The sequence below is a fragment of the Mycobacterium sp. NPDC051804 genome, assembly GCF_044452905.1.
GTDB lineage: Bacteria > Actinomycetota > Actinomycetes > Mycobacteriales > Mycobacteriaceae > Mycobacterium.
In genome coordinates, this window is record NZ_JBITCD010000006.1 from 198,552 (window position 1) to 224,466 (window position 25,915).

At 64.6% G+C, this 25,915-nt stretch carries 23 protein-coding genes, 1 tRNA gene and 1 pseudogene; 12 read left to right on the top strand and 13 right to left on the bottom strand.

The window, feature by feature from the left end; genetic code table 11:
- Positions 1–21: 21 nt before the first annotated feature.
- Positions 22–885 (top strand): alpha/beta fold hydrolase, encoded by an 864-nt coding sequence (locus ACIA48_RS23820; RefSeq protein ID WP_396737345.1) that lies wholly within the window; start codon positions 22–24, stop codon positions 883–885.
- Positions 882–1,355, top strand: a complete 474-nt coding sequence (locus ACIA48_RS23825) for a DUF309 domain-containing protein (protein ID WP_396737347.1) — start codon at positions 882–884, stop codon at positions 1,353–1,355. Before ACIA48_RS23820 ends, ACIA48_RS23825 begins: the two co-directional genes overlap by 4 nt.
- 3 nt (positions 1,356–1,358) lie before the next feature.
- On the opposite strand, the gene ACIA48_RS23830 is transcribed toward ACIA48_RS23825, so the two are convergent.
- From ACIA48_RS23830 to ACIA48_RS23865, 8 genes are all read right to left on the bottom strand, one after another.
- Positions 1,359–2,048, bottom strand: a complete 690-nt coding sequence (locus tag ACIA48_RS23830) for a response regulator (RefSeq protein ID WP_396737350.1) — start codon at positions 2,046–2,048, stop codon at positions 1,359–1,361.
- Positions 2,045–4,597, bottom strand: a complete 2,553-nt coding sequence (locus ACIA48_RS23835) for a DUF4118 domain-containing protein (RefSeq protein WP_396738450.1) — start codon at positions 4,595–4,597, stop codon at positions 2,045–2,047. The genes ACIA48_RS23830 and ACIA48_RS23835 overlap by 4 nt, the downstream gene beginning before the upstream one ends.
- Positions 4,594–5,466, bottom strand: a complete 873-nt coding sequence (locus ACIA48_RS23840; protein ID WP_396737353.1) for a potassium-transporting ATPase subunit C — start codon at positions 5,464–5,466, stop codon at positions 4,594–4,596. The genes ACIA48_RS23835 and ACIA48_RS23840 overlap by 4 nt, the downstream gene beginning before the upstream one ends.
- Positions 5,467–5,471: 5 nt before the next feature.
- Positions 5,472–7,613 (bottom strand): potassium-transporting ATPase subunit KdpB, encoded by a 2,142-nt coding sequence (gene kdpB, locus ACIA48_RS23845; RefSeq protein WP_396737356.1) that lies wholly within the window; start codon positions 7,611–7,613, stop codon positions 5,472–5,474.
- A complete protein-coding gene (gene kdpA / locus ACIA48_RS23850; protein WP_396737357.1) occupies positions 7,613–9,283 on the bottom strand; it encodes a potassium-transporting ATPase subunit KdpA in 1,671 nt (556 codons plus the stop codon). Before kdpA ends, kdpB begins: the two co-directional genes overlap by 1 nt.
- Positions 9,284–9,385: a K(+)-transporting ATPase subunit F gene (kdpF, locus tag ACIA48_RS23855; protein ID WP_396737360.1), complete on the bottom strand. Its 102-nt coding sequence runs from the start codon at positions 9,383–9,385 to the stop codon at positions 9,284–9,286.
- Between the two features lie 126 nt (positions 9,386–9,511).
- Complete coding sequence (locus ACIA48_RS23860; protein ID WP_396737363.1) at positions 9,512–10,432, bottom strand: DMT family transporter; 921 nt, start codon at positions 10,430–10,432, stop codon at positions 9,512–9,514.
- A gap of 281 nt (positions 10,433–10,713) precedes the next feature.
- Complete coding sequence (locus ACIA48_RS23865; protein ID WP_396737365.1) at positions 10,714–11,340, bottom strand: hypothetical protein; 627 nt, start codon at positions 11,338–11,340, stop codon at positions 10,714–10,716.
- A 126-nt stretch (positions 11,341–11,466) separates the two neighbouring features.
- Between ACIA48_RS23865 and ACIA48_RS23870 the strand changes: the two genes are divergently transcribed.
- The 3 genes from ACIA48_RS23870 (at position 11,467) to ACIA48_RS23880 (ending at position 14,010) form a co-directional block, all read left to right on the top strand.
- Complete coding sequence (locus tag ACIA48_RS23870; protein WP_396737368.1) at positions 11,467–11,826, top strand: hypothetical protein; 360 nt, start codon at positions 11,467–11,469, stop codon at positions 11,824–11,826.
- Positions 11,827–11,890: 64 nt separating this feature from the next.
- On the top strand, positions 11,891–13,360 hold the full coding sequence (locus ACIA48_RS23875; RefSeq protein WP_396737371.1) for a sensor histidine kinase: 1,470 nt from the start codon (positions 11,891–11,893) through the stop codon (positions 13,358–13,360).
- A complete protein-coding gene (locus ACIA48_RS23880; protein WP_396737374.1) occupies positions 13,345–14,010 on the top strand; it encodes a response regulator transcription factor in 666 nt (221 codons plus the stop codon). The genes ACIA48_RS23875 and ACIA48_RS23880 overlap by 16 nt, the downstream gene beginning before the upstream one ends.
- 49 nt (positions 14,011–14,059) lie before the next feature.
- On the opposite strand, the gene ACIA48_RS23885 is transcribed toward ACIA48_RS23880, so the two are convergent.
- Together ACIA48_RS23885 and ACIA48_RS23890 are read right to left on the bottom strand one after the other, a co-directional pair.
- The gene (locus ACIA48_RS23885; protein WP_396737376.1) at positions 14,060–14,323 is read right to left on the bottom strand and encodes a hypothetical protein; all 264 of its coding nucleotides are present in this window, start codon (positions 14,321–14,323) and stop codon (positions 14,060–14,062) included.
- Positions 14,324–14,441: 118 nt separating this feature from the next.
- Positions 14,442–14,723 carry a hypothetical protein gene (locus tag ACIA48_RS23890; protein ID WP_396737379.1) on the bottom strand — a complete coding sequence of 94 codons (282 nt, stop codon included), beginning with the start codon at positions 14,721–14,723 and terminating at the stop codon, positions 14,442–14,444.
- 683 nt (positions 14,724–15,406) lie between these two features.
- Between ACIA48_RS23890 and ACIA48_RS23895 the strand changes: the two genes are divergently transcribed.
- A tRNA-Leu gene (locus ACIA48_RS23895) sits at positions 15,407–15,480 on the top strand.
- A gap of 367 nt (positions 15,481–15,847) precedes the next feature.
- Here the strand turns inward: ACIA48_RS23895 and ACIA48_RS23900 are convergent.
- Positions 15,848–18,235, bottom strand: a complete 2,388-nt coding sequence (locus tag ACIA48_RS23900) for a putative bifunctional diguanylate cyclase/phosphodiesterase (RefSeq protein ID WP_396737381.1) — start codon at positions 18,233–18,235, stop codon at positions 15,848–15,850.
- Between the two features lie 217 nt (positions 18,236–18,452).
- Between ACIA48_RS23900 and ACIA48_RS23905 the strand changes: the two are divergent.
- Positions 18,453–19,415: pseudogene (locus ACIA48_RS23905) on the top strand (septum formation family protein); the annotation flags it as partial.
- Positions 19,416–19,435: 20 nt separating this feature from the next.
- Here ACIA48_RS23905 and ACIA48_RS23910 read toward each other — a convergent pair.
- A complete protein-coding gene (locus ACIA48_RS23910) occupies positions 19,436–19,639 on the bottom strand; it encodes a hypothetical protein (RefSeq protein ID WP_396737384.1) in 204 nt (67 codons plus the stop codon).
- A 291-nt stretch (positions 19,640–19,930) separates the two neighbouring features.
- Between ACIA48_RS23910 and ACIA48_RS23915 the strand changes: the two genes are divergently transcribed.
- The 5 genes from ACIA48_RS23915 (at position 19,931) to ACIA48_RS23935 (ending at position 24,884) form a co-directional block, all read left to right on the top strand.
- Positions 19,931–20,158, top strand: a complete 228-nt coding sequence (locus tag ACIA48_RS23915) for a hypothetical protein (RefSeq protein ID WP_396737387.1) — start codon at positions 19,931–19,933, stop codon at positions 20,156–20,158.
- Positions 20,159–20,320: 162 nt separating this feature from the next.
- The gene (locus ACIA48_RS23920; protein WP_396737389.1) at positions 20,321–21,973 is read left to right on the top strand and encodes an acyl-CoA synthetase; all 1,653 of its coding nucleotides are present in this window, start codon (positions 20,321–20,323) and stop codon (positions 21,971–21,973) included.
- A gap of 121 nt (positions 21,974–22,094) precedes the next feature.
- Entirely contained in the window at positions 22,095–23,594 is a 1,500-nt protein-coding gene (locus ACIA48_RS23925; protein WP_396737392.1) for a M28 family peptidase, read from the top strand.
- A 149-nt stretch (positions 23,595–23,743) separates the two neighbouring features.
- A complete protein-coding gene (locus tag ACIA48_RS23930) occupies positions 23,744–24,682 on the top strand; it encodes an alpha/beta fold hydrolase (RefSeq protein WP_396737395.1) in 939 nt (312 codons plus the stop codon).
- 19 nt (positions 24,683–24,701) lie between these two features.
- On the top strand, positions 24,702–24,884 hold the full coding sequence (locus tag ACIA48_RS23935; protein ID WP_396737398.1) for a hypothetical protein: 183 nt from the start codon (positions 24,702–24,704) through the stop codon (positions 24,882–24,884).
- Between the two features lies 1 nt (position 24,885).
- Here ACIA48_RS23935 and ACIA48_RS23940 read toward each other — a convergent pair whose 3' ends face one another.
- Positions 24,886–25,716 (bottom strand): lysophospholipid acyltransferase family protein, encoded by an 831-nt coding sequence (locus tag ACIA48_RS23940; protein ID WP_396737401.1) that lies wholly within the window; start codon positions 25,714–25,716, stop codon positions 24,886–24,888.
- Between the last annotated feature and the right edge of the window lie 199 nt (positions 25,717–25,915).

The following is a 25,915-nucleotide window of genomic DNA, read 5'->3' on the forward strand; positions in this document are numbered from 1 at the left end:
CGGGTTCTCTAGAGTCGGTTTATGTCTGTCGAACCGCCCCAGATCGAAGGTGTGCGCCGCTCGTTCGTCGTAGCGAACGGGGTGAAGTTTCACGTCACCGAGGCCGGCCCGCCCGACGGCCGTCCCGTCCTGGCACTACACGGATGGCCGCAGCACCATTGGGAGTGGCGCGATCTGCTGGCCGACCCACCACCAGGCCTGCGAATCATCGCGCCCGACCTGCCCGGCTACGGCTGGTCGGGGCCGCCCAGTCACCGCATGGCGAAGGAGGACCTCGCGACAGACGTGCTTGCGCTGCTCGACGCGCTCGGGCTTTCGCGTGTGCTATTCGTCGCCCACGACTGGGGTGCCTACACCGGATATCGGATGATCCTGCGCGAGCCCGAGCGGTTCGACGGTTATATCCCGATGAACATGGCGCATCCTTGGCAGAAGCCCACCAGCGTCCTGCCGCATCTGTGGAAGCTGTACTACCAGGCGCCCCTGGCCACGGCCGGAATCACGCTGATGCGGCACACCAACATCGTGAATTTCATGTTCAAGGTGGGGTCCGATTTAGACCCTGCGGATGCGCGCGTCTTTGCCGACAGCTTCCGAAATCCGGTGAGCGCGCGAGCGGGTCGGGATACCTACCGCACGTTCTTGACTCATGAGTTACCCTGGGCCGCAAGGAATCCCGAAGAACGGCGAGCTACGGTCCCAATCCGTGCGCTGTTCGGCGAGCGTGATGCCGCCGTCTCCCTTGCGATGGTGTCGCCGGAATCCGCGAAGGCTGACGACTATACGCTGGAGACGGTTGATGCCACCCACTTCGTCGTTGACGAGCGACCGGATCTGGTCCGCAAGAAGCTGATCGCGCTTGCGGAGGAGACAGCGGGCATTTGACAGACCGCGATCGCGACGAGTTCGGCCACGCGCGCAGCAGCCGACCGCGCGATGCATTGGGCCGTCCGCTGCCGCATGGCAGTGAGGGCGTCGCGCGCATCCCTGACGATCTCGATCTCTCTCCAGCCGATTCGCTCACCTACGCTCAGGACCTGCTCGACCGTGGCCTGGCTTTCAACGCACATGAGGTGCTCGAGGCCGCCTGGAAGAGCGCACCCGATGGCGAACGCGGAATGTGGCAGGGGTTGGCGCAGCTCGCGGTTGGCTTCACCCACATTCAGCGCGGCAATGCCAGGGGAGCGGCGGGTGTCCTGACGCGGGCCGCCGATCACCTCGAAGAGGGGGATCGCCCCGCTCCGCATGGCATCGATCTCGATGGTCTGATCAGGCATGCCCGAGATCTCGTCGCAGATCTGGAGCAGGGTGTTGCGATTGCCCCCGAACGCCTGCGGCCGAGACTTACGCGATAAAGCTCACTGCTGGAACCGGTAGCCCATCCCGGCTTCGGTCAGCAGGTGCACGGGACGTGACGGATCATCTTCGAGCTTGCGCCGTAGCGCCGCCAAATACACGCGCAGATAATGGGTTTCCTTCGCGTAGGCGGGACCCCACACCTCTTTGAGCAGTTCCTCGCGGCCGACCAGCTTGCCGCGATTGCGCACCAGCATTTCCAACATGCCCCACTCGGTGGGTGTCAGATGCACTTCGGCGCCGTTCTTGGTGACTCGCTTGGCGGCCAGGTCGACGGTGAACGACGACGTCTCGATGACGGGCTCGTCGGTGTCCGACGCGGCCGTGGCACGGCGCACCGCGGCCCGCAGCCGGGCCAGAAACTCGTCCATTCCAAAGGGTTTGGTGACGTAGTCGTCGGCGCCTGCGTCAAGAGCCTCCACTTTGTCCGACGAGTCGGTCCGCGCCGACAGCACGATCACCGGCGCCGTGAGCCAGCCGCGCAACCCGCCGAGCACGTCGATGCCCGACATGTCCGGCAGGCCGAGGTCCAGCACGACGACGTCGGGGCGGTGATCAGCAGCCTGCCGCAGCGCCTCCGCACCGCTGGCAGCGGTGAACACCTCGTAGCCGCGCACCGACAGGTTGATCCTCAGTGCCCGAAGGATCTGCGGTTCGTCATCGATGACGAGAACCCGGGTCTTGGTCGTCATGGCGCCGCTGCCAGATCGATCTCGATGGTGAGCCCGCCGCCAGGGGTGTCGGTCGCCGAGATCGTGCCACCCATCGCCTCGACGAAGCCGCGCGCCACCGAAAGACCAAGGCCGACACCGATGCTGGTGTCGTGATCGCCGAGGCGCTGGAACGGCGCGAACAACTGCGCCTCTGCGCCGCGCGGAATACCGGGACCTTCATCGACGACGGCGATCAGAACCCGGTTGGCGACCTGGCCCGCGGTCACCCGCACCGGGCTGTCCGGGGCATACCGCAGCGCGTTGTCGATCAGATTGGCCAGCACCCGTTCGAGCAGTCCGGCGTCGGCCATCGCGACGGCGCCGTCTCCACTGCTCGCGATGTCGACCTTGACCCGGTCCAGGCCCTGGCGACGGAACCCCGTGGTCCCTTTGCTGATTCCGAGGATCGCCCGTTGCACGGTCTCCTCCAGATACACCGGGCCAAGTTCAGGCTTCAGCACTCCGGCGGCCAATCGCGACGAGTCCAGCAGATTGCCGACCAGCGCGGTCAGCTGATCGATCGACTCCTCGATGGTCGCCAGTAGTTCGGCGGTGTCCTCGGCGGAGAAGTCGACGTCGTCGCTACGCAGACTCGACACCGCGGCTTTGGCGGCAGCCAACGGAGTGCGCAGGTCGTGGCTGACGGCAGACAGCAGCGAGCGCCGCAATTCGTCGGCCCGAGCGATGGCTTCGGCCTTACCCGCTTCCTCGGTGAGCTCGCGCTGCTTCACCAGCCCGGCCGCCTGCATCGCGACGGCCGTGAGCACTCGGCGATCGCGGGCAGCCAGCTTGCGTCCGGCCATCAGCATCCAGAACTCGTCGTCACCGACCTCGATGGCGGTGTCGGCGGAATCGACGTCCACGCACGGATTGTCGCCGACGCACGCGATGATGCCCGCATTCGCGCGCATTAAGCTCACCGCCCGTTGCGAATACGTCTCACGCACCCGCTCCAGCAGCGCGTCGAGATCCGCACCGCGTAGCACCGAACCCGAGAACAACGCGAGCAACTCGGCCTCCTGGGACGCCCGCCTCGCCTCGCGGGTGCGTTTGGCGGCGTTGTCGACGAGCGCGGCGACGGCCACCGCCACGGCGAGCAGCACGACGCTGGTGATCGCGTTGTCGGGCCGTGCGATGTCGAGTGTGTAGCGGGGCTCGATCAGGAAGTAGTTCAGCAGCACTCCCGACAGCACCGCCGACAACGCCGCGGGCGCAACACCTCCCAGCAGCGCGACGATCAGCACCCCCACCATGAACAACGCACTCTCGCCGCCGACCTCCAGGTACGGATCGAGCAGGTAGACCGAGAGCGCGCATACCGCGGATGGGACCACAACGGCGGCCAGCCATGAGGCCAGATGGTGCTGGCGCGGTGATGTGCGCGCCCACGCCGAACCCTTGCGTGCCTCGGGGTGCGTGACCATGTGGACGTCGATCGAGCCGGACTGTTGGACGACGGCGGCACCGATTCCTTCGTCGAACATCCGCGCCCACCGCGACCGCCGCGACGTGCCGATCACCAACTGGGTGGCGTTCTCGTCGCGGGCGAAGTCCAATAATGCGCTCGGCACGTCGTCACCAACGACTGTGTGCAACGTTGCGCCGAGGCTGGTCGCCAGCTCCCGCACTGATCCCATCTGCGGTGCGGAAACGCCTGAAAGACCGTCACCGCGGACCACGTGGACGACCATCAGTTCGGCGCTGGACTTCGACGCGATACGAGAAGCCCTGCGCACCAGCGTTTCCGATTCCGCGCCGCCGGTGACCGCGACGACGACGCGTTCGCGGGCTTCCCACGTCGCGGTGATCTGATTCTCTTCGCGGTACTTCTCCAGCGCGGCGTCGACCTGGTCGGCCAGCCACAGCAGGGCGAGTTCACGCAGCGCCGTCAGGTTGCCCCTACGGAAGTAGTTGGACAGCGCGGCGTCGACGCGTTCGGGCGCGTACACGTTGCCGTGAGCGAGCCTGCGCCGCAGCGCTTCCGGCGTGATGTCGACGAGCTCGATCTGGTCGGCCGCGCGAACGATCTCGTCGGGCACCTTCTCCTGCTGCTCGATGCCGGTGATCTGGGTGACGACGTCGTTGAGGCTTTCGAGGTGCTGGACGTTGACCGTGGAGATGACGGTGATGCCGGCGTCGAGCAGTTCTTCAACGTCCTGCCACCGCTTGGGATTCTTGCTGCCCGGGGTATTGGTGTGCGCGAGTTCGTCAACGAGGACAACCTGAGGTGCGCGTCGCAGCACCGCCTCGACGTCGAGTTCGGCGAACTGCTTGCCGCGGTACTCGATGAGCTTCGGAGCAATGATCTCGATGCCCTCGATCAAGTCGGCGGTCTTCTTGCGGCCGTGCGTTTCCACCACCGCAGCCACGACGTCGGTGCCACGCTCCCGCCGGCGGTGCGCCTCGCCGAGCATCGCGAAGGTCTTGCCGACACCGGGCGCGGCTCCCAGGTAAATGCGCAGCTCACCACGCTTTCTCTGGGAGCCGGGACGGTCGGTCACAATCCCATCATCCACCGGTCTCGTCAGTTCTTCGCCGGATACTTCTGGTCGAGGGCCAGGTTGAGCGCCAGCACGTTGACGGTGGGCTCACCGACGAACCCGAGGAACCTGCCGTCGGTGTGGCCGGCCATCACGTCACGCACCTGTTCGGGAGTGACGCCGCGCGCCTCGGCGACCCGGTTGATCTGAATGTCGGCGTACGGAATCGAGATGTGCGGATCGATACCACTTCCGCTGGCGGTCACCGCGTCGGCGGGCACCGCGGAAACGGCGGGTGCGCTGCCGCGGATCGGAACGAGCGCTCCGATGCTGTAGTCCTCGCCCGACGCTGTGCACTCGACGCGCACACCTTCGTAGGTATCCAGGAACGGAGTCTGTGTGGTCGCGCACGGCTCGTTGACGCTGACGACCCGCGTCGGCCTGACGACGTTGCCCCGGGCGTCGCGCGGGCCGATCACCGACAGCACCGCGCCCACGCCGCCGCCGGTGCAGAAAGGTCGTGCGCCGTCGACTCCTTCGGTCTTGCCGACGGCGGCGCTGCGCTCGCAGACGAGGGTGAGCAGGCTCGGCTTGTCCGGTGTATCGACGATGCTCTCCGGTCCGAGGTTGCTCGCGCTGGTGGCCAACGTGTCGTACCCGTCGCCGGCCGCCGACGGTCTGCTCTGGAAGTACTGCGGCAGCGCGTTGCCGTCGGCGTCGGTGAACGATTGGCCGATCAGGCTGCTGCCCATCAGTTTTCCGTCGACCTCGACGAGCGAGCCGTTGGCTTTGTCGTTGAGGCCGGGCAGCTGCGCCACCAGCCAGATGACCACCGGATAGGCGATGCCGAGGATGACGGTGAGTACCAGCACGGCGCGCAGTGCCGCCCAGTGTTGACGAACGAAGTTTGAACGCATGATGGTCACATTCCCGGGAAGAGTTGGATGACGAGGTCGATCAGCTTGATGCCGATGAACGGGGCGATGATTCCGCCGAGGCCGTAGATGTAGAGGTTGCGGCTCAACAGCTTTGACGCGCTGGCCGGTGTGTAACGAACTCCCCGCAGCGACAACGGGATCAGCGCGATGATGACCAACGCGTTGAAGATCACCGCCGACAGGATCGCCGACTGCGGGCTATGCAGCCGCATGATGTTCAGCAGGTCGAGGCCGGGGAACATCGCGACGAACAGCGCCGGGATGATCGCGAAGTACTTCGCGATGTCGTTGGAGATCGAGAACGTCGTCAGCGCACCGCGGGTGATGAGCAACTGCTTGCCGATCTCGACGATCTCGATGAGCTTGGTCGGGTCGGAGTCCAGATCGACCATGTTGCCGGCCTCTTTGGCCGCCGAGGTGCCCGTGTTCATCGCGACGCCGACGTCGGCCTGCGCGAGCGCGGGTGCGTCGTTGGTGCCGTCGCCGGTCATCGCGACGAGCTTGCCGCCGGCTTGCTCCTTCTTGATGAGCGCCATCTTGTCTTCCGGCGTGGCCTCGGCGAGGAAGTCGTCGACGCCCGCCTCGTCGGCAATGGCTTTGGCGGTCAACGGGTTGTCGCCGGTGATCATCACGGTGCGGATGCCCATGCGGCGCATCTCGTCGAAGCGTTCCCGCATGCCCTGTTTGACGACATCCTTGAGGTGGATGACGCCGAGCACTTCGGCTTGACCCTGGTACACCTGCCCCACGACAAGCGGAGTGCCACCGGCGGCGGAGATGCCGTCGACGATGTCGCCCAGCTGGGTCGGGACGATCCCGCCTTCGGAGCGCACCCACTCGGCCACGGTGCTCGCCGCGCCCTTGCGCAGCTTGTGATCCTTCAGATCGACACCGGACATCCTTGTGGTGGCGCTGAATTCGATCCAACGGGCAGTGTCGAGCTCGCCGGATGTGCGTGCCCGCAGACCGTACTCCTGTTTGGCGAACACGACGATCGACCGTCCCTCCGGCGTTTCGTCGGCGAGGCTGGACAGCTGCGCGGCGTCGGCCAGAGTTTCAGGTGCTATCCCGGCGAGCGGTACGAACGCCGCGGCTTGCCGGTTGCCCAGCGTGATGGTGCCGGTCTTGTCGAGCAGCAGGGTGTTGACGTCACCGGCAGCCTCCACGGCGCGCCCGGACATGGCGAGCACGTTGCGCTGCACCAGCCGGTCCATTCCGGCGATGCCGATCGCCGACAGCAGCGCCCCGATCGTCGTCGGGATGAGGCACACCAGCAGTGCGACCATCACGATGCCGCTGACGCCGTTGCCGCCCAGCGCCAACGAGTCCGCGACGCCCGGATTGTTGGCCTTGGAATAGATGGCCAGTGGCTGCAGGGTCGCAACGGCGAACACGAAAATGATGGTCAGCGAGGCCAGCAGGATGTTGAGCGCGATCTCGTTGGGCGTCTTCTGCCGGTTGGCGCCCTCGACTAGCGCGATCATCCGGTCGATGAAGCTCTCACCCTGCTTCTGCGTGATCTTGACGACGATGCGGTCCGAGAGCACCGTGGTGCCGCCGGTGACGGCGGAGCGATCACCGCCGGATTCGCGGATGACGGGGGCGGATTCACCGGTGATCGCCGACTCGTCCACAGAGGCAATGCCTTCGACGACGTCACCGTCTCCAGGGATGGGCTGGCCCGCCTCGACCACCACGACGTCGCCCTGTTGCAGCAGCGGTGCGGCGACCTCCTCTTCGTGACCCGGCCTGCCCGGCGCCCAGCCGACGAGGCGTCGCGCCATCGTCGCAGTCTTGGTCTTACGCAATGACTCGGCCTGCGCCTTGCCGCGGCCCTCGGCCACCGCCTCGGCCAGGTTGGCGAAGATCACCGTGAGCCAGAGCCATACGACGATCAGCCAGGCGAACCAGGACGGATCCATGATGGCGAGCGCGGTGCTCCACGCGGCGCCGATCTCGACGATGAACATGACGGGGTTGCGCCACAGCGTGCGGGGGTCGAGCTTGCGCAGCGCGTCGGGCGTCGAGCGCCACAGCATCTTCGGGTCGAGCAGCCCGCCCTGAATACGTTTGGGCGCATTCGCCTTCGGCCGTGCAGGCGCGGGGTTTTCCAGGGTCACGGACATCAGTGGATTCCTTCAGCGAGGGGTCCCAGCGCGAGCATGGGAAGGAAGGTCAGGGCGACCAGGATCAACGTCACACCGGCGACCATGCCGACGAACTGCGGCCGGTACGTCGGCAGCGTGCCGACGGAGTCGGGTGTCTTGCCCTGTTTGGCCAGTGAACCGGCGAGTGCCAGCACGAAGATGATCGGCAGGAACCGGCCGAACAGCATCGCCAGCCCGAGCGCGGTGTTGTACCACTCCGTGTTGACCGAGATTCCCGCGAACGCCGACCCATTGTTGTTGGCCGCCGAGGTGAAGGCGTACAGCACCTCCGAGAGCCCGTGCGGCCCGGTGTTGAGCATGCTGGCGCGTTGACCCGGCATCGCCATCGCCACCGCGGTCCCGGTCAGCACGATCAGCGGGGTGATGAGGAAGTACGTTGCCGCGAGCTTGATCTCACGCGGGGTGATCTTCTTGCCGAGGTACTCCGGGGTGCGACCGACCATCAGGCCTGCGACGAACACCGTGATGATCGCCAGCACGAGCATGCCGTACAGGCCCGAGCCCACGCCGCCCGGTGCGACCTCGCCGAGTTGCATGTTGAACATCGTGATCATGCCGCCGAGGCTGGTGTAGGAATCGTGGAACGAGTTCACCGCGCCGGTGGACGTCAACGTCGTCAGGTCGGCGAACACCGCGGAATCCGGTACGCCGAAACGCTGTTCGACACCTTCCATCGCCGAGCCCGCGGCGGTTGGGACCGTGCCGTGCGCCTGGACCTGGAAGGTCATGATCAGCGTCATGCTGATCAGCGCGATGACGGACATCGCCGCGACGATCGCGTAGCCCTGCTTGCGACTGCCGACCGTGCGTCCGAACGTGCGTGGCAGGGAGAACGCGATGCAGGACAGCAGGAAGATCTCGATCCAGTTGGTCCACGCGGTCGGATTCTCGAAGGGATGTGCGGAGTTGGCGTTGAAGAATCCGCCGCCGTTGGTGCCGAGCAGCTTGATGACTTCCTGGCTGGCGACCGGGCCACCGGGGATGGTCTGCTGACCGCCGGCCAGCGTGGTGGCGACCGTCGTGTGCAGATCCCAGTTCTGGATGGTGCCGCCGACGATGAGGATGAGCGCTCCGATTACCGAGAGTGGCAACAGGATTCGGATGGATCCACGGATGAGATCGACCCAGAAGTTGCCCAACTCGGTGGTGTTGCGGCGGGCAAGCGCGCGCAAGAATGCCATCGCCACGGCCATACCGACCGCGGCGGAGACGAAGTTCTGCACGGCCAGACCGGCCATCTGCACCAGGTGGCCCTGGGTTGACTCACCCGAATAGGCCTGCCAGTTGGTGTTGGTGACGAAGCTGACCGCGGTGTTCCACGCCAGCGCCGGGGTCATCTCGGTGCCCGGATCGTTGAGGTGCAACGGCAACTTGCCCTGAACCAGCTGGAGGATGAAGAGGAACAGCAGGCTGATCGCCGAGAACGCCAGCGCGCTGCGGGCGTAGGCGCCCCAGGTTTGTTCGGCCTTGGGGTCGGCACCGATCAGTCGGTAGACGACGCGCTCGCCGCGCAGATGCCGTTCCGAGGAATACACGCGGTAGATGTAGTCGCCGAGCGGCACGTGGACAACGGCCAGGCCGATGATGAGCGAGACGAGGAAGAGGATCCCCGCGGTGGTGGTGCTCACTTAGAACCGCTCGGGGAAGAGCAGGGCGGCGAAGAGGAACACCGCGATGAGGACCGCCAGCACGAGGCCGATGACGTTGTCGATCACAGCCCCTCGGCCCACTTCTGAATGAGGCCGAAGACGGCGAAGACCGCCACGGTCAACGCGATGTACACCAAGACGGACATGACACTCCGAGACGTTTACGGGCCGCCGGATTTCGGCGACCTGTAGAAGAATCGCCGCAGCTCAGGGTGTTAATACCGGCCTTAACGGTTTCTTGACGGCCGGGTCGTCGTCTTTAACGGTTTCCATCGGGCCGACGGACCCTTGCCTGCGGATCGCGATGATTCCGCCGCCGATTACGAGCGCGATGCCGAGGACGACGCCGAGCGTGGGCGCATGGTTCCAGAGGAACCAGTCGATCAGGGCCGTGAAGACGATGACGGTGTAAACGAAGGGCGCGACCTTGACGGCCGACGCGTAGCGATAGGCGAGGACGATGAGCGCCTGGCTGATCAGCAATATCAAGGCGATACCGACCATGTAGACGGATCCGCGCAGCCCAAAGGTGTGCCAGTCGCTGATGGCGAACGGCAGGCAAAGCAGAGTGGAGATGCCGAAGTAGTAGAACAGAATTCGCGATGTGGGCTCGGTCCCTCCCAGCCGGCGCACCGAGATGCAGGCGACGGCAAGGGATATCGCGCCGGCCATCGCGATGAGCGCACCGATGTTGAACGTCTGATGGGTGGGTTGCAGGACCAGGACGATTCCGATGAAGCCGACGGCAGCGCCGAACCACGTTGCCTTCGCGGCTTTTTCGCGGAAGAACGCCCAGGCGATAGCGGGCATCCACAGCGGAGCGCTGAACGTCAACAGCGTCGCATTTGTCAGCGGCATCATCGTGATGGCGATGAAGAGGGCGTACCACGCTCCGGTCCCGGCGACCGCCCGCAGGATGTGCAGGCCTGGCTTCTCGGTTTTCACTGACGACCATCCGCCGCGCAAGGCGAACGGGAGGATGAGCAGAAAGCAGATGAGGTTCTGGAAGAGCAAGATGACCGCTGCCGACGTCAGCGCTTCGGTAGCTTTCACCATTGCACTCATCACTGCGGTGCCGAAGAACGAGAGCGAGCTCAGCGCCGCACCAAGAACGAGGTTCTCGGGCATGTGGGTGGATCCTGCGCTGGACATTTAGCTGACAGCCTTGAGGTGGCTGCCGGTCGCGCTGCAGATGACGTTGTTCTTGACGGTGCTGATGGCGTTCATGTCTATGCCGTTCGTTGTTTCTCGGCTCCTTGCCGGGTGATGACGACGTTATGGCTGCGGCCATGCCGTGCTCATCGGGCGAAAGATGCGTCTTGTGGGGCGTCTATGGGGCAAATGATGTAGCCCGGCCTTCGTGAGTAAATCAGCGAGGAGGGCCGCAGCGGTGCAAAAGATGTAGTGCCTCAGCGCGAGCGGCCGAACCGCCGCTTCGCCTTCTTGGCCGGCGGGTAGGGATCCTGAACCCAGGCGTCCCATTGCGCTTCGGAGTCTCCTTGCACGGGGCTGTTGCTGACGTGCCATCCGAGGGCTTCGACTTCTGTTGTCGACCAACGTATTAGGGTGCCGTCGCCGCCGATCTCCTGCGCAAGAAGCACACGCTCGTCGGACTCCAGCCGGTCGCTGAAGGCCTGCATGGTGTTCTTGAGTCGGAAGTAGGGGACGTCGTCGTCGAATTCGCGGCAGAGTCTCGTGAGTTCTCGGCGGGCGTGGTCGAGCAGGGTCGTCGGCTCTTTCTCGGCCGGTTCCTCGATCGAGTCCGGCTCCTGCTCAACCTCCGCTGCCTCGCCGTACTTCGCGCGTAATTCCTCGACTTCCGCGGATGCCGCCAGGGCTTTCGAGCGCCACCACTCGAGGTGGTACAGCACCAGCTTCTCTTCGCAGTCCGGGCAGACGGCGTCAACCTCGGTCAGCGTTATCGCGCCCGCGATCGCCGCTCCGCAGAGCGCATGGTTGTCGCGCCGGTCGAGGTAGTCCGCGTGGTGTGCCACCGAAGCGGATGCCTCCCGTATGTAGGTGTGGGGTGGCTCCACATAGGCGAACATAGTTGACGACGCAGGCAGATTGTCCCGATCGGGCCCAGCTCTCAGGTGCTTCAGATGAGAGCCTTCTCATCTGGCTATCACGCAGGCGACATCCGGCGATCCGATGCTGGGGCCATGCGAACACCGGTCATCGTCGCGGCCGCCGTCGCCGGACTGGTTGGTGTAGCGGCTGTGGTGATCGCGACGACGGGGTTCGCGGCCGAGGACCGGCCGCTGAGACCGATCACGGTTCATGCGCCGCAGGATCCGGCCCCGGAACCGGTGCTCCGCGTGCCCGAGGCGACGATCGCGCCCGTCGCTCCCGTTGCTCCGATGCCGCCGCAACGTCCACCGAGGCCGCCCAGTGCGTCGACCGTGGCGCCGCCACCGCCGCCGGCGACGGCCGACGTTCCCGCCCCGCCCCCGCCCGTCGGGCCTGGTGACGACGACGGAGATGACGACGACGGTGACGATGATGATGACGACGACGGCTGACCGGGCGCTGATCGTCGAGCCGCCTGGAGTATGGGGTCAAGGTAGTACGACCCGAAGGACGACGATGAGTGCTGGATCCGCGCCAGACGGACCGAGGCCGCGGCGGCGGCTGCTGCCGTCGACGGCGCGCACGCAGATCATCGCGTGGGTGCTGCTGCTGGTGTTGGCCGCGCTCGGCGTGCTGACGTTCGTGACCTGGCGACTCCTGGTCCGCGACACCGATGCGCGGATGGACGAGGCGCTGCGGTTCGAGGTGCAGGAGTTCACCGAGCTGACCGAACCGGGCGTCAATCCGCGGACGGGTGCGCCGTTCGCCGGTGTGGAGGAGGTCATCCGGGAGGCGATCGCCTACAACATCGCCCGGCCCAACGAGAAGTTCCTCGGCTATGTCGACGGGGTGTACCGGACCCAGAGCAGGCAGGAGCCGGGCACGCCTGAGGTGCTCGCGCAGGACGCCGCGTTCGCCGAGCGGGTGGCCACGGTGACCGAACCGGTGGAGGGCCGCTACCAGCACGCCCAGGCGGGTGAGGTGCGGTATCTCGCGATCCCCGTCGGGTTGGCTGGCGACCCCGCGCGTGGGGTCATCGTCGCCGCCTACCTCGCCGACGCCGAGCGGCAGTTCGCGAACAACGCGGCCCGGCTGATGCTGATCGTCGGGTCGGTGACGATGCTGGGCGCCGCGGGAGCCGCGTGGTTGGTCGCGGGACGGATCCTGCGGCCGTTGCGCGCCGTCGCGGACACCACGCGGGTGATCAGCGATACCGACCTATCCAAGCGGGTGCCGTCGCGGGGTAATGGCGACGAACTCGACCGCCTCGTCACGACGATCAACGGGATGCTCGATCGGGTCGAGTCGGGGGTGTCGGCGCAGCGGCGGTTCATCGACGACGCCGGACACGAATTGCGTACGCCTATCACGATTGTGCGCGGGCACCTCGAAGTCGTCGACGCACACGATCCGCAGGATGTGCGGTCGACGGTGGCGTTGGTCGACGACGAGTTGGTGCGGATGAACCGGATGGTGTCGGATCTGCTGTTGTTGGCGCATTCCGAGCAGCCGTCGTTCCTGCATCTGGACACGGTCGACGTCGGTGCGCTGACGCAGGAGGCATTCGAGAAAGTCACGAGCCTCGCGGATCGGGACTTCAACTTGGAGACGGTGGCCCGGGCGGTGGCTGTGCTTGATCCGCAACGGATTACGCAGGCGCTGGTGGCCCTGGCCGACAACGCGTGCCGGTTCACCGAGGAGGGTGGTTGGATCGGGGTCGGCTCACAGTTGTCGGGCGGATGGCTGCGGTTCTGGGTGTCGGATTCGGGTCCGGGGGTCAGCGACGAGGATCGCACCCGGATCTTCGAACGGTTCGCCCGCGGTGGTGGGCGGCGGTCTGACGGTGCGGGGCTTGGGCTGTCGATCGTGCGCGCGATCGCGGTGGCGCACGGCGGTGAGGTGCTGGTCGACAGCGTGGCCGGCCGCGGTGCTACGTTCACGGTCGCCATTCCGGCAGTGATGGAGGGGCAATGGCGCGGATTCTGATCGCGGAGGACGAGCCGCGGATCGCCTCGTTCGTCAACAAGGGATTATCCGCCAATGGGTTTGCGGTCACCGTCGTCTCCGACGGACCGTCGGCGTACGAGTATGCGGTGACGGGTGGGTTCGATCTGATGGTGCTCGACATCGGGCTGCCGGAGATGGACGGCTTCGCCGTGCTGCGTAAGCTGCGGTCCGAGAAGCATACGATCCCGGTGATCGTGCTGACGGCGCGGACCAGCGTGCAGGACACCGTGGCGGGGCTCGAAGGCGGCGCCGACGATTACATGCCGAAGCCGTTCCGGTTCGAGGAGCTGCTGGCCCGGGTTCGGCTGCGGCTGGCTCCCGAACGGCAGGCTGAGTTGACCGTATTGTCCTGCGGTGGGCTTCATTTGGATTTGCGAACGCGACGAGCCCAGGTCGACGGGCGCATGGTGGATCTCTCGGCGCGCGAGTTCGCGTTGGCGGAGACGTTCATGCGGCATCCCGGGCAGGTGCTGTCACGCGAGCAGTTGCTGAGTCATGTGTGGGGCTACGACTTCGATCCGGGATCCAATGTGGTCGACGTGTATGTGCGGTATCTGCGGCGAAAGCTGGGTGCGGAGCGGTTTGTCACGTTGCGCGGCATGGGTTATCGGCTCGACACGATCGACTGACGCGAAAACGCCCGCTGTGCCTGGACAGCGGGCGTAGGCGCGGGGGGTTTCAGTCGAAGATCTCGAACTGACGCTCAATGCCGTCGCCGAAGTTCTCGAAGGTGCGTTCGGTTCGATCGCCGAAGTTCTCGAAGGGTCGCTCGACGCCGTCTTCGAAGTCGACGAAGGGGAAGAAGGCGGGTGCCTGTGCGGAGACCGAAAGCGGTGCGATGTCACTGTGAGGCACGTCGGCGAAGGCGGCGCCGGCGCTGACGACGGCCATGGCACCGAACGCGGCACTGACGATCGTGAGCTTGAAGACGTTGCGGTTCATGGTTGTTCTCTCCCTTTGTTGTTCGTGTTGATAGGAGAGTGGGCCACGGGTCTTGGAGAGTTCTTAAAGACCGACGCCCGCTGTCGGTACGGCAGACAGCGGGCGTCGTCGAGGGGGATCAGTCGTCGTCCCAGTCGTCGTCCCAATTATCGTCGTCCCAGTCGTCATCGTCCCAGTCGTCATCGAGCCCGACGATATGGCCGTTCCAACCGGAGCGGACCGCGTCGTCGAGGTCATCGAGGTCATTGGAGGGCCAGTCTTCGGGGATGGGTGCGGTGATGGACAGGGGTGCTACGTCGGCGGAGCCGATGTCGGCTAGGGCGGTGCCTGCGCCGGCGATGCTGAGCCCGCCGAGGGCGGCCGACAGGACCGCGATCTTCCAGGTGCTGGGGCGCTGCATGGGTGTCTCCTTATCTGTTGGTTCCCGACGAACTCAAGGTTCGTGGGCGCAGATGAGGTGACGTGGAGTCCCAGATGAGCGACTTCTCATCCGGATCCCGTGCCGCCCGGTCGTAAACTCAGGCGCGGCCTGTAACGGGTCGGGCCCCCATAGCCCAATTGGCAGAGGCAGCGGACTTAAAATCCGCCAGCAACAGATGAAATGCGGAACGGATTTCATGCTGGCAGTGTCATAGGTGTCTGGAACACTGGCAGCAATACGAAATGCTAATTCGCCAGAACTTCGACAGGCCCATGAGCGCAATGACTTTGGAGGAATAGTGCCTTATGTCAACCCGGATGATGAACGCGCCTATCAGCGCCTCCACTATGAACGACATAAGGAGTTGTACAAGGCGCGGGCGGTCGCGTCTCGCGCAAAACAGCGCATTGAACAACGCTTGTTGATTAGGCAATATTTGGAGGACCATCCCTGCGTGGACTGCGGCATCACAGATATACGCGTCTTACAGTTTGACCACGTTGAGCGTGGGCCGGACATTCGCAGGATTTCAAGGTTGATCGGGACCCGCAATAAGCTTCTCGCTGAGCTCGAGAAGTGTGAGGTCAGGTGCGCCAACTGCCATATGATCAGAACAGGCATGCAGCTTGACTGGAAGACGAGGACGTAAACTCTTCGCTCGAGCCCCAGTAGCCCAATTGGCAGAGGCGAAGGACTTAAAATCCTTGAGTTGCGAGTTCGACTCTCGCCTGGGGCACGTCAAGTTACTGCGAGTCGGAGCTGCGGACGTGTGCTCAAGCGGGCGCTGAACACCTTGACGTTCGCCCTAGCTGACATCGCCAGCGATGCCGCGTTACGGCGTAAAGCAAGTGCTGTCACCCCGAGGGAACCCGCTCCCTCCGCGGCCTGCCCGGCATCAGCCGCCGGTTTACGGCCTCGCCTTCTGTGCAAGTTTCGCTAGTCGAGACGGTCTGATCGGGAAACCTCGCGACATCGAGTGCAAACATGAAATCCCCAAAAAATGTGGGTCGAGCTCTGGAAAAGAGGATCCCGATCTTGCGTCAGAGCAGGACACGTCAGTCCTTGCATGACTCCCAATGTTTCGGAGGAAAAGCGGAACTCGACTACCTAGGGTCGCGGTGTCGCCGCCACGCCTGCCCTGAGAACTCGTCGGATGGCATGCGCTCGGCCAGTGTCGCCAACTCCTCGGCCACCCGGGGGTGTTGCGCTGACATCATGCTCGGCAGCATGTCGGCCGTCACCGGGGGACTGAAATAGAAGCCCTGCCCGACGTCGCAGCCGTAGCTGGTGAGCAGGTCCGCGGTCGCCGCGTTCTCGACACCCTCGGCCACGCACACGATGCCCAGTTCTTGCGTCAACTCCACGACTTTGCGGACGATGACCGCCGCACGCGGATCCTCCACGATCGGTGCGATCAGCTGCTTATCCAGTTTGAGTTCGTCGATCGGCAGCTGACGTAGATAGTCCAAAGCCGAATAGCCGCTTCCGAAGTCATCGACCGCAACTTGTATTCCGAAGTCGTGCAACCGAATCAGGACCTCACGGACTCGCGTCGGATTGCTCAGCAGCAGGTCCTCGGTGATCTCGATGGTCACGTGATCGAACGGGAGATGTCGCTCGGCCATCACCTCGGCGACCATCGAGGCCAGGCTCAGCTTGCTCAGCGAAGGCGGGAAAACGTTGATGGCGAACGGAATTGCGAAACCGTGCGAGTTCCACATCACGGCGTCGTCGGCCGCTCGGCGCAGCACCAGCTCAGTCAGCGCTCCCATCAAACCGTTCTGTCGTGCGATCGGGAGGAACTGGTCCGGCAGCAGCGTGCCCAATTGAGGGTGCGGCCAGCGCACCAACGCCTCCACTCCAATGACTCGCCCAGTGGGCATGTGACACTTCGGCTGATACTCGGTCGACAGCGCGTCGTGGCGGATGGCGGTGCGCAATTCGCTCAGCAGTCGCATACCGCCCACGCGTTCAGAGCTGCACGTCGGTCCAACCTCGTCGGCGTCGACCAGCTTCATGTCAGCGGTGAATGTCGCGATTCCACTTGTGCGCGTGCGCTGGGCCGAATACATCGCGACGTGGGCCTGGTTGAACAGTTCGTCTGCCGTCAAGCCTGCGGGGTCACTACGGGTGAGCTCGGCCAGGCCGGCGCTCGGCCGCACGTCGATCGGCTGTTCGTCGATGACAAAATCCGTATCGAACGCCTCCAGGATTCGTTCGGCCGCCGTCAAAGCCGGCTCGGTGCCTCCTTCGAGCAGAACGGCGAACTGGTCGCCGCCGAGCCGTGCCACCGTGTCGCCAGTACGCACGCTGCGCAGCAGCCGGTCCGCGACCTCGATCAGCACTGCGTCACCCGCGGGATGGCCCAGGCTGTCGTTGACCAGTTTGAAGTCGTCGAGATCCAGCGACAGCACGGCGACGTCGCGACCGTCGCGGGCGTGTATTGCCACCGCGTGAGCCAGCCTGTCGTTGAACAGCATTCGGTTGGCCAACGACGTCAACGGATCACGCAACGCTTGATCGGTGACCTTCGCCGACAGCCGCCGGTTTTCGACGACAAACAGCATCTGCCGCACCAATACCGTCGCCATCAACAGCAGCAACGCTGCGAGTACCGGGCCGGTGTTCTGGCCGCCGAACAGGTACCAGATGCTAGGGATGACCGCGACGAGCAGCGGCACATACGGCACCCACACGGCCACGCCAGTCGCATCCCGTGGTTCCGTGACGCGCCAGCGCGCCCTCGCCGCGACCAAGGCTGCGGCCGCCATGAACGTCACCCCCCCTGCCCACAAAATGTCGATGAAGTCGCCGCTCAAATAAGTTCCGTTGATGTTCAGGTACACGTACACGCTGTCGGCGACTGCAAGTACTGCGATGCCGGTAGCCAGCAGGCTGATCGTCGACCGTTGGCCGGGCCCGGCCCGCGACAGCATCAGCGCCGCCATGGTCAGCAGCGCCAAGTCCGCCAAGGGGTAGAACAGCAACAGCGCGAACGACAACGGATCGGTTCCCCCCGCCGCGACGACGTCGTCCAGTCCTGACACCCAGGCCAGCGCGAAGAGCGACAAAGCCAAGAGCAGTCCGTCGAGGAACAATCGGGCTAGCGTGGCGGCCGCGTTCCCGGTCGGCAACATCACCAGGACGAAGAGCGTGAAAACGTAGTACAACAGGTAACCCACGTCGGCCAGCGACGGGAACGGCACCTCCACGCCGAGGCCCAACTCGTAGATCGCCCAGATCGCGTCGCCGACGAACCAGCTGACCAACCCGGCTGCCAGTGCCACCCACGCCATACGTTGGCGACCGGAAGTAGACCTGATGGCCAGCGCGACGCAGATAATGGCCAAGGCCTCGACCACCAGGGATCCCAGATCGCTCACCACGATCAGCACGTCGGGGCCGCCCCAGCCGAACGCCAGCCACAATCCATAGCCGAGGAGGTAGGCGACGCCGATCCACGCGATCAGCGGAACCCTCGGTCGATCCACGTAAACCCCCAGTCAGCGGGACTGATCCACGATAACCAGCGGTTAACCAAATCACACTGATATTGGAGATTTACCAAGACGTTGATAGAGGCGCATGTCCGACGTCGTTTGCTCAGTTCGTGGGCAGGCGCGGCTGTCTGGCTGGGCGCAGATCAAGATTTTCGGCACGGATGTCGTGGTCTCCCTAGCGTGGAGTTGCGGCAACTATCGTTGACGCGTGCAGGGGGCGACGTTCGGACGCCATCGTCTGGTCGAACTGCTGGGCGGCGCCGCGATGATTCCCGCGGCGATCGCCCTGCTCGCCGGATGTACTGGATCGCAGCAGGACGACGGCCCATCGGTCACCGAACAGACGACCAGCGCCACGGCAGCACCCCTCGTTGAACTCCTCGACCGGGTCAAAATCGGTGACTGCCTCGATTGGCCGGCGCGCATACCTGACGAAGCGGAAATCGTCGACTGCGCAAGCGATCATCGATTCGAGGTCGTCGAGGCGATCGACGTGAGCACCCTCCCCGGCTACGAGTACGGTCCCGACGCGGCCCCACCGTCGGCGGACGGCATCGCGCAGATCAGCCAGGAACATTGCTCGGCGGCCGTCCAGCGCTACCTCGGCACCCGCTTCGACCCGAACAGCCGTTTCACCGTCACCATGCTGTGGTCGGGCGATGAGGTCTGGCGCGAGTCCGGTGAACGTCGGATGCTGTGCGGTCTCCAGCTTCCCGGACCAAACAACGAGCAATCGGTGTTCCAAGGCAGGGTGGCCGATGCCGACCAGTCCAGAGTCTGGCCCGTAGGGACCTGCATCGGGATCGACCTATCCACCAGCCAGCCCACCGACATCCCCGTCGACTGCGCGGCACCACACGCCATGGAGGTGACGGGCTCGGTCAATGTCGGCGCGCGATTCCCCGACGCGTTTCCCTCGGAAGCCGACCAGGACGGGTTCGTCAAGAACGAATGCACAGCGATCACCGACTCGTTCCTCGCGCCGAAGCCGTTGCGCGACACCACGCTAACGGTGGTTTACAGCACGCTCTCGCCCGCGAGTTGGACCGCGGGCAGCCGTCAGGTGTCCTGTAGCGTCGGCGCGGTCCTGGGCAACGGCGGGTGGTCGACGCTCGTCAACAGTGCCAAGGGTCCGCTGCTCATCAATGGCCAACCCCCAGCGCCGCCGCCCTGACTTCGCCGCCCGAGCCGTCAGCTGTGCGCCGTGTGGCGATGTGACTGCACCAGCGCGCCGAAACGCATATACCCGTGCACGAGGTCTTCCGCGGTGGGCCGTCGCGACTGGTCGAGATCTTGCTCTGCGAGCTGCTCGACGAAGTGAGTGACGATCCATCCCGCACCGCACAAAGCCAGCGCGATTCCGAATTGCAGCGGCGACCCCACCAGCATTGCCACCAAAGCGAATGTGCCCGATACAAATGCAACGGCGACCGCACCTGTATGCATTGCCGCATATCGATGTCGCCGAGCGTCACGTCCAACAGTTGTCATTGCCGTCACCTCCGGCGATATTGGTTCCCCGCGATCGTCAAAGCCAAACAACATCGGTGTAATTCGAGCTATTCCTCGCGCCGATGGCAGATCGAACTCGATCCCTCCGAGACGTCAATGGCCGCGCGGGTCTTTCAGAGCATTTCCCTAAACAACGCTTCGCATTTCCTCAGGTGCCAAACGCACAGTGGTGTAATGACCGCCTCGATAGGAGCCTGGCGAACGGCTCTCGCCACAGTTTTCGGCGCCATCCTGCTTGGCGCACTTTGCATCAGCAATGAAATGGTGCACCCCATCGCCTCAATCGCTGCCCTTGCGACCATCATCGCCGTCATCGCAGCGGCCTTGATCGGCTGGGAGCACCTCGTCGCCAACGCTGAGTCGGCGGGCCTGGTTAGTCCCCGCGAGAGTGAGCCGCGCTAGCTCACGGGCACGGTTCGACTCCGAGCGGTAACCCGGGAGTCGCGGACCCCTGCGGTGCGAATGGCCGTTAACTTCGAAGCCCTTGTGCCGGGCGTGGGTACCGGGCCGGGTCTCATCTGCGACTGCTACTGTGCATCGCAAAATCCATGGTGAGGAGGCCCGATGGCTGAGGTGCTGGCCGGCGTTCGACAGAAGCTGCAGCAAGTGTCCGAGGCGGGGCGCGCGGCCAAACGTCTCGTCGACACCGGAATCATCGATCTGAAGGACCTCGGTTCAGGTATTCAGACGGCCAAGCTCGCGCCTGTCTTCGGCCCGCAGGCCACGATGGCGATCCAGGGTGGTCGCAAGTACGCGACCCTGCCCGCGATCGTCGACGAACGCGGGACGCTGACCTACAAGCAGGTCGACGATCAGTCGTGGGCTCTGGCGCACGGCTTGCAGAAACTCGGCGTCGAAGCGGGCGCGGTCGTCGGCGTGCTGTGCCGTGACCATCGTGGCCTCGTCATCACCATGGCTGCCTGCGGCAAGCTCGGCGCCCGAATGGTGTTGATGAACACCGGATTCGCCAAACCACAGTTCGCCGAGGTGTGCGCACGAGAAAACGTGACCGTGGTGCTGCACGACAGCGAATTTCTCGGTCTGCTCGACGCACTGCCCGCCGACATGCCGCGCGTGCTGACGTGGGTGGACGACGGCGCAGATCTACCGCCTGCGGCACAGAAGCTCGACGACATCATCGCAACCAACTCCACAGAGCCGCTGCCCCCGCCGAGCAAGGCGGGCGGATCCGTGATCCTCACGAGCGGCACGACCGGCCTCCCCAAGGGGGCGCCGCGCGACTCCGTCTCCCCGCTCGCCACCGCGCAGATCATCGACCGAATCCCGTTCCCGCGCAAGGGAACCATGGTCATCGTGTCACCAATTTTCCACAGCACCGGGTGGGCCACCTATACCGTCGGCGCCGCACTGGGCAACAAGGTGGTGACCGCCCGCCGTTTCAAGGCCGAGAACACATTGAAGCTCATCGCCGACCACCAGGCCGACATGCTCGTCGCGGTCCCGACGATGCTGCACCGGATGGTCGAGCTCCCGCCCGACGTCATCGCCAAGTACGACACCTCGTCACTGAAGGTGATCCTGATCGCCGGGTCGGCGTTGAGCCCCGACTTGTCCAACCGCGTGCAGGACACGTTCGGCGATGTTCTGTACAACATGTACGGCTCCACCGAATGCGCCATCGCCACCGTCGCAACGCCTGCCGAGCTCCGCGTCGCCCCCGGTACCGCCGGTCGCGCCCCGGTGACCTGCGAGGTGGTGCTGTATGACGAGCACGATCAACGGGTCGAGGGCGCGAACCGCCGCGGACGGATCTTCATCCGCAACGGTGCACCGTTCTCCGGCTACACCGACGGCCGCAACAAGCAGATCCTCGACGGTTACATGTCCAGCGGCGACATGGGTCATTTCACCGAGAGCGGGCTGCTGTTCGTCGACGGCCGCGACGACGACATGATCGTGTCCGGCGGCGAAAACGTTTTCCCGCAAGAAGTGGAGAATCTGCTCGAAGAGCGCGACGACATCGCCGAGGTTGCCGTCGTCGGCGTTGATGACGTCGAGTTCGGAAAGCGATTGCGCGCCTTCATCGTTACCGAGCCAGGAGGCGCGCAAGACGCGGCAGAGGTCAAGCAATACGTGAAAGACAACCTCGCGCGACACAAGGTGCCTCGTGATGTGATCTTCATCGACGAGCTGCCTCGAAACGCCACCGGGAAGCTGCTGCGCCGGGTCTTGGTCGAAATGGACGTCGAAGCCTGATCCTGGCTGTGTGAAAGGCCCCACTGGCGTCTGGCTGCCCAGTTCCGTATGAAGCCAACGCAATATGCCGCCGATTGCCGAAGTGGCTGCGGTGGATCATCTCCCGCCCTAGCATCCGGGCATGGTCAACGTCTTTCGGCACACGATGGTGGGTGCGGCAATCGTGGCACTGGTTGCCGCCGGGGGCTGCGGACGCGATCAGGGCGATGAAGCGCACGCGACCAACGCCGCCACCGAGTACGCCAACGATCTCCAGTCGAAGGTCACCCTCGATGCGACGATGGTGCATCTGCAAGAACTCCAGAACATCGCAGATGCCAATGGCGGTACGCGCGTCGCCGGTTCCCCTGGCTATGACGCCAGCGTCGAGTACGTCGCTAAGATGCTGCGCGACAAGGGTTTCGATGTCGAGACGCCCGAGTTCTCGATGCCACTCTTCTCCGTCGGCGAGGAGTCGCTGAACGTCAACGGCCAACCGTTCGAGGCGCACGCCATCGAGTACAGCGGCGCCAGTCCCGGTGACGGGGCAACAGGCCGATTTGTAGTGGTTTCCGGCGATGGAGCCAAGGGATGTGCAGCCAGGGACTACAACGATCTGGACGTCGAGGGTGCGGTGGTGATGGTCGATAGGGGCGACTGCGACCTGGTGGATAAGGCCAACGTAGCGACCGAAAACGGAGCCGCCGCACTCATCGTCGCGAACGACGTCGAGGAGAAAGAGTTCAGCGGCAGCATGGACGAGAGCGACGGAATCAAGATTCCGGTGCTGAGCGTCAACAAGGCCGACGGCGACAGGCTCCGGTCCGAAACCGGCACGGCGACCGCCGTCGCCGAAACCAAACTCGAGCAGATCAAGACACGCAACGTGATCGCCCAGACCAAGACCGGCGCGACGGACAACGTCGTGATGGTCGGTGCGCACCTCGACAGCGTCAAAGCGGGCCCAGGCATCAACGACAACGGGTCCGGTGTGGCGACGGTATTGGAGACAGCGTTACAGATGGGCTCATCACCGGAAGTGGCGAACGCGGTGCGGTTCGGATTCTGGGGAGGCGAGGAGCAGGGCCTGTTCGGATCGTATGACTACGTCGGGTCGTTAGACGTCGAAGCGCTGAAAGACATTGCGCTGTATCTGAACTTCGACATGATGGCCTCGCCCAATACGTGCTACTTCACGTCCGATGCCGATCAATCGCTACCGCCGGATCCAGAGCTCGGCTACGACCAGTTGATCCCCGAAGGCTCGCCCGGGATCGAACGCACACTGATCGACACCATCGAGAGCGCAGGCAAGACGCCGCAGGATATGCCGTTTGACGGTCGCAGCGATTACGACGGTTTCGCTCAGGCGGGTGTCCCGGCCGGCAACTTCGACACCGGCGCCGACGAAATCAAATCGCCGGAGCAAGTAGAGCTATGGGGTGGCACCGCCGATCAGCAGTGCGATCCCAACTACCACACCGCAAAGGACACGATCGACAACATCAACCAGGACGCGCTGGCACTCAATGGCGGCGTGATCGCCCACGTCGTAGGCCTGTACGCCCAAGACGAGGGCGGACGCAACGGTGTTCCCGCGCGCGACGACCGCACCCGCCATCCCTTGCCCGATGAGGAGTAGCCGCCCCTGAGCACAATGCGCAGAAGTGCCACATTGCGCGTTGTGTGACTAGTGCGCACAAGCGCGACACCGCAGCAACCCTTCCATAGCTTTGAAGCATGCCCGTCGAGAGTTCCCGTCGGCAGAATTCAAAAACATTGGGAGGCAACATGTTCGCGACAACCGATGCGGTGTCAACTCTGGGCTATCGCGAGCTTACGGTCCTCACGAGCGACGGGGTGCGGCTCGCAGTTCGTGACGTCGGCTCCGCCGCGGACGCCGAACACACCGTCGTCCTCTTGCACGGACTCTGCCTGACCCAAGACAGCTGGGCAGCCCAGGTCCGCAACCTCGTCCAGAAGTGGGGGACCTCGATCCGCATCGTCACCTACGACCACCGCGGACACGGGCGCTCGTCGTCGGCGTCCATGCACACCTACCGGATCGATCGGCTCGCCGCCGATCTGGCCGACGTGCTCACCGCGCTGGACGTGGCCGGGCCGTTGACGATCGCCGGTCATTCGATGGGCGGCATGACCGCCCTGGAGTACCTGGGACGTCCCGCCGCCGATCGACCGGTCGAGCCGAGTGGAATCGTCCTCATCGCGACCGCAGCAGGCAAGCTCGCCGAGCGCGGCATCGGCCGCCTGATCTCCACACCCGCCACCGAGGCACTGTTCGAAATAGTCGATCGGGCACCGAGATTCGCCACAGGGTGGGCCGTCCGAGCCATCGCCAGCACGCTGAGCGGTGCCCTGTTGGCGTTACCGGGCCTCGATGCAACCGCCCGTACCGGCCTGGCCGCCTTACCGAAGAACTCGCTGACCACTGCCGCCGGATTTCTCCTCGGTCTGAAGCGCTACGACCAATACGAGACCCTCGCGTCGATCACCGCCACGACTGTCGTGGTCAGTGGTGGCACGGACTTCGCAACCCCGGTGTCACACGCCGACGATCTCGCCGAGTCGATCGCGGGTGCCGTGCACACGCACCTCCCGTCTGCGGGGCACATGCTTCTGCAGGAGGCCCCGCGAGCGGTCAGCGCCGCCATCATCCTCGCGATGACCGGAACACCCTGCGCGGAGGCCAGACTCGCGACGGGGTTGTAGCGAGTACCTATGCTGGTGGGTGTCGACCAAGCTGTTGCGGATCGCCGGCCTGCTCTTCGCGATGATCGCTCTCGCCGCGGGAGGACTTCAGTTGGCCGCGTTCGTCGTGTCCGACTACGGGTTGCGCCATCTGATCCTCGCGTTGTTCGCCTTGTCCGTCGGCATCAGCGTGTTGCTCGCGCTATGGCGGGCTCGCAGGTAGTTCACTCTGGACGGTAGATTGCCCTGCCGTGCGTGCGCTGGTATTCGCCGAGCGCCGCCACCAGGTCGACGCACCGGTTTGCGATGGCCAGATGGCTTTGGGGACCGTCCAGTTCCACGCGCAGGTAGGCCGCGTCTACCGGATCGCCGAACACGACGTCGATCGGGTGCTCATCGCGGCGAAACCAATTGCGGTAGGCCTCTCGCGGCAGGTCGTTGTCGATGCCGAAGACGAAGATCGGCAACACCTTCACTCCGGGGCCGGCACGCTGGATGACCTCGCCGACACCGGCCCGCACCGGCAGGAGTCGGTACGGATCGCCACCGCGCTGGCGGGTGCCTTCGGGATGGAAACCGACCAGCCTGCCGGGGATTTCGAGCTCGGAGACGATGCGCGCGACGGCGTACTGATTGAACGTGCGCTTGGCGGGGTCGCGTAGAACCGGTGGGAACATCGCCATTCCGCTCATCAGAAAGTTGACTGCGATGCCCGCGGGATTGTCGTAGAAGAACGCGGACCGGACCGGGAAGATGATGCGGCTGGACAGCTTCGTCGACTGGAAGATGACGTGCATGACGGTGAAGTAGTCGAAGAACGACCGGTGATTCGCCACCATCACCAGGCGATCGGAGCTGTCGAGGTCCGCGATCCGCTCCAACCCGTAGGCACGGATGCGACGCGCCGCCGTCAGTCGCAACACCACCACCATGAACGTGCGGTTCCAGAAATGCGCCAAGCGGGCGAATCTGCGGTTGAAGAGGTCGGCGAAGTGGAATGCGAAACGCTCCATGCGAGACAGCGGCGCCAGTTGCTCGGCAGTAGCTCTGAGCACGCTTTCTCCACCGGGGCCAGGGTGGCAGCGGCCACCAGCTGTTAGCTATCCGGCGAGTATTGCATGACGGCGCGCTGCTGGCGCGCGACTTGGCCCGTTCCATGGCGAAGTTTGCGGAAACGACTCCGTTATTCCGAATCCCCATCATGCGTCGTTGTCGTCAACTCCGTCGGTCCTCGTGATACTCCGGGCACAATCT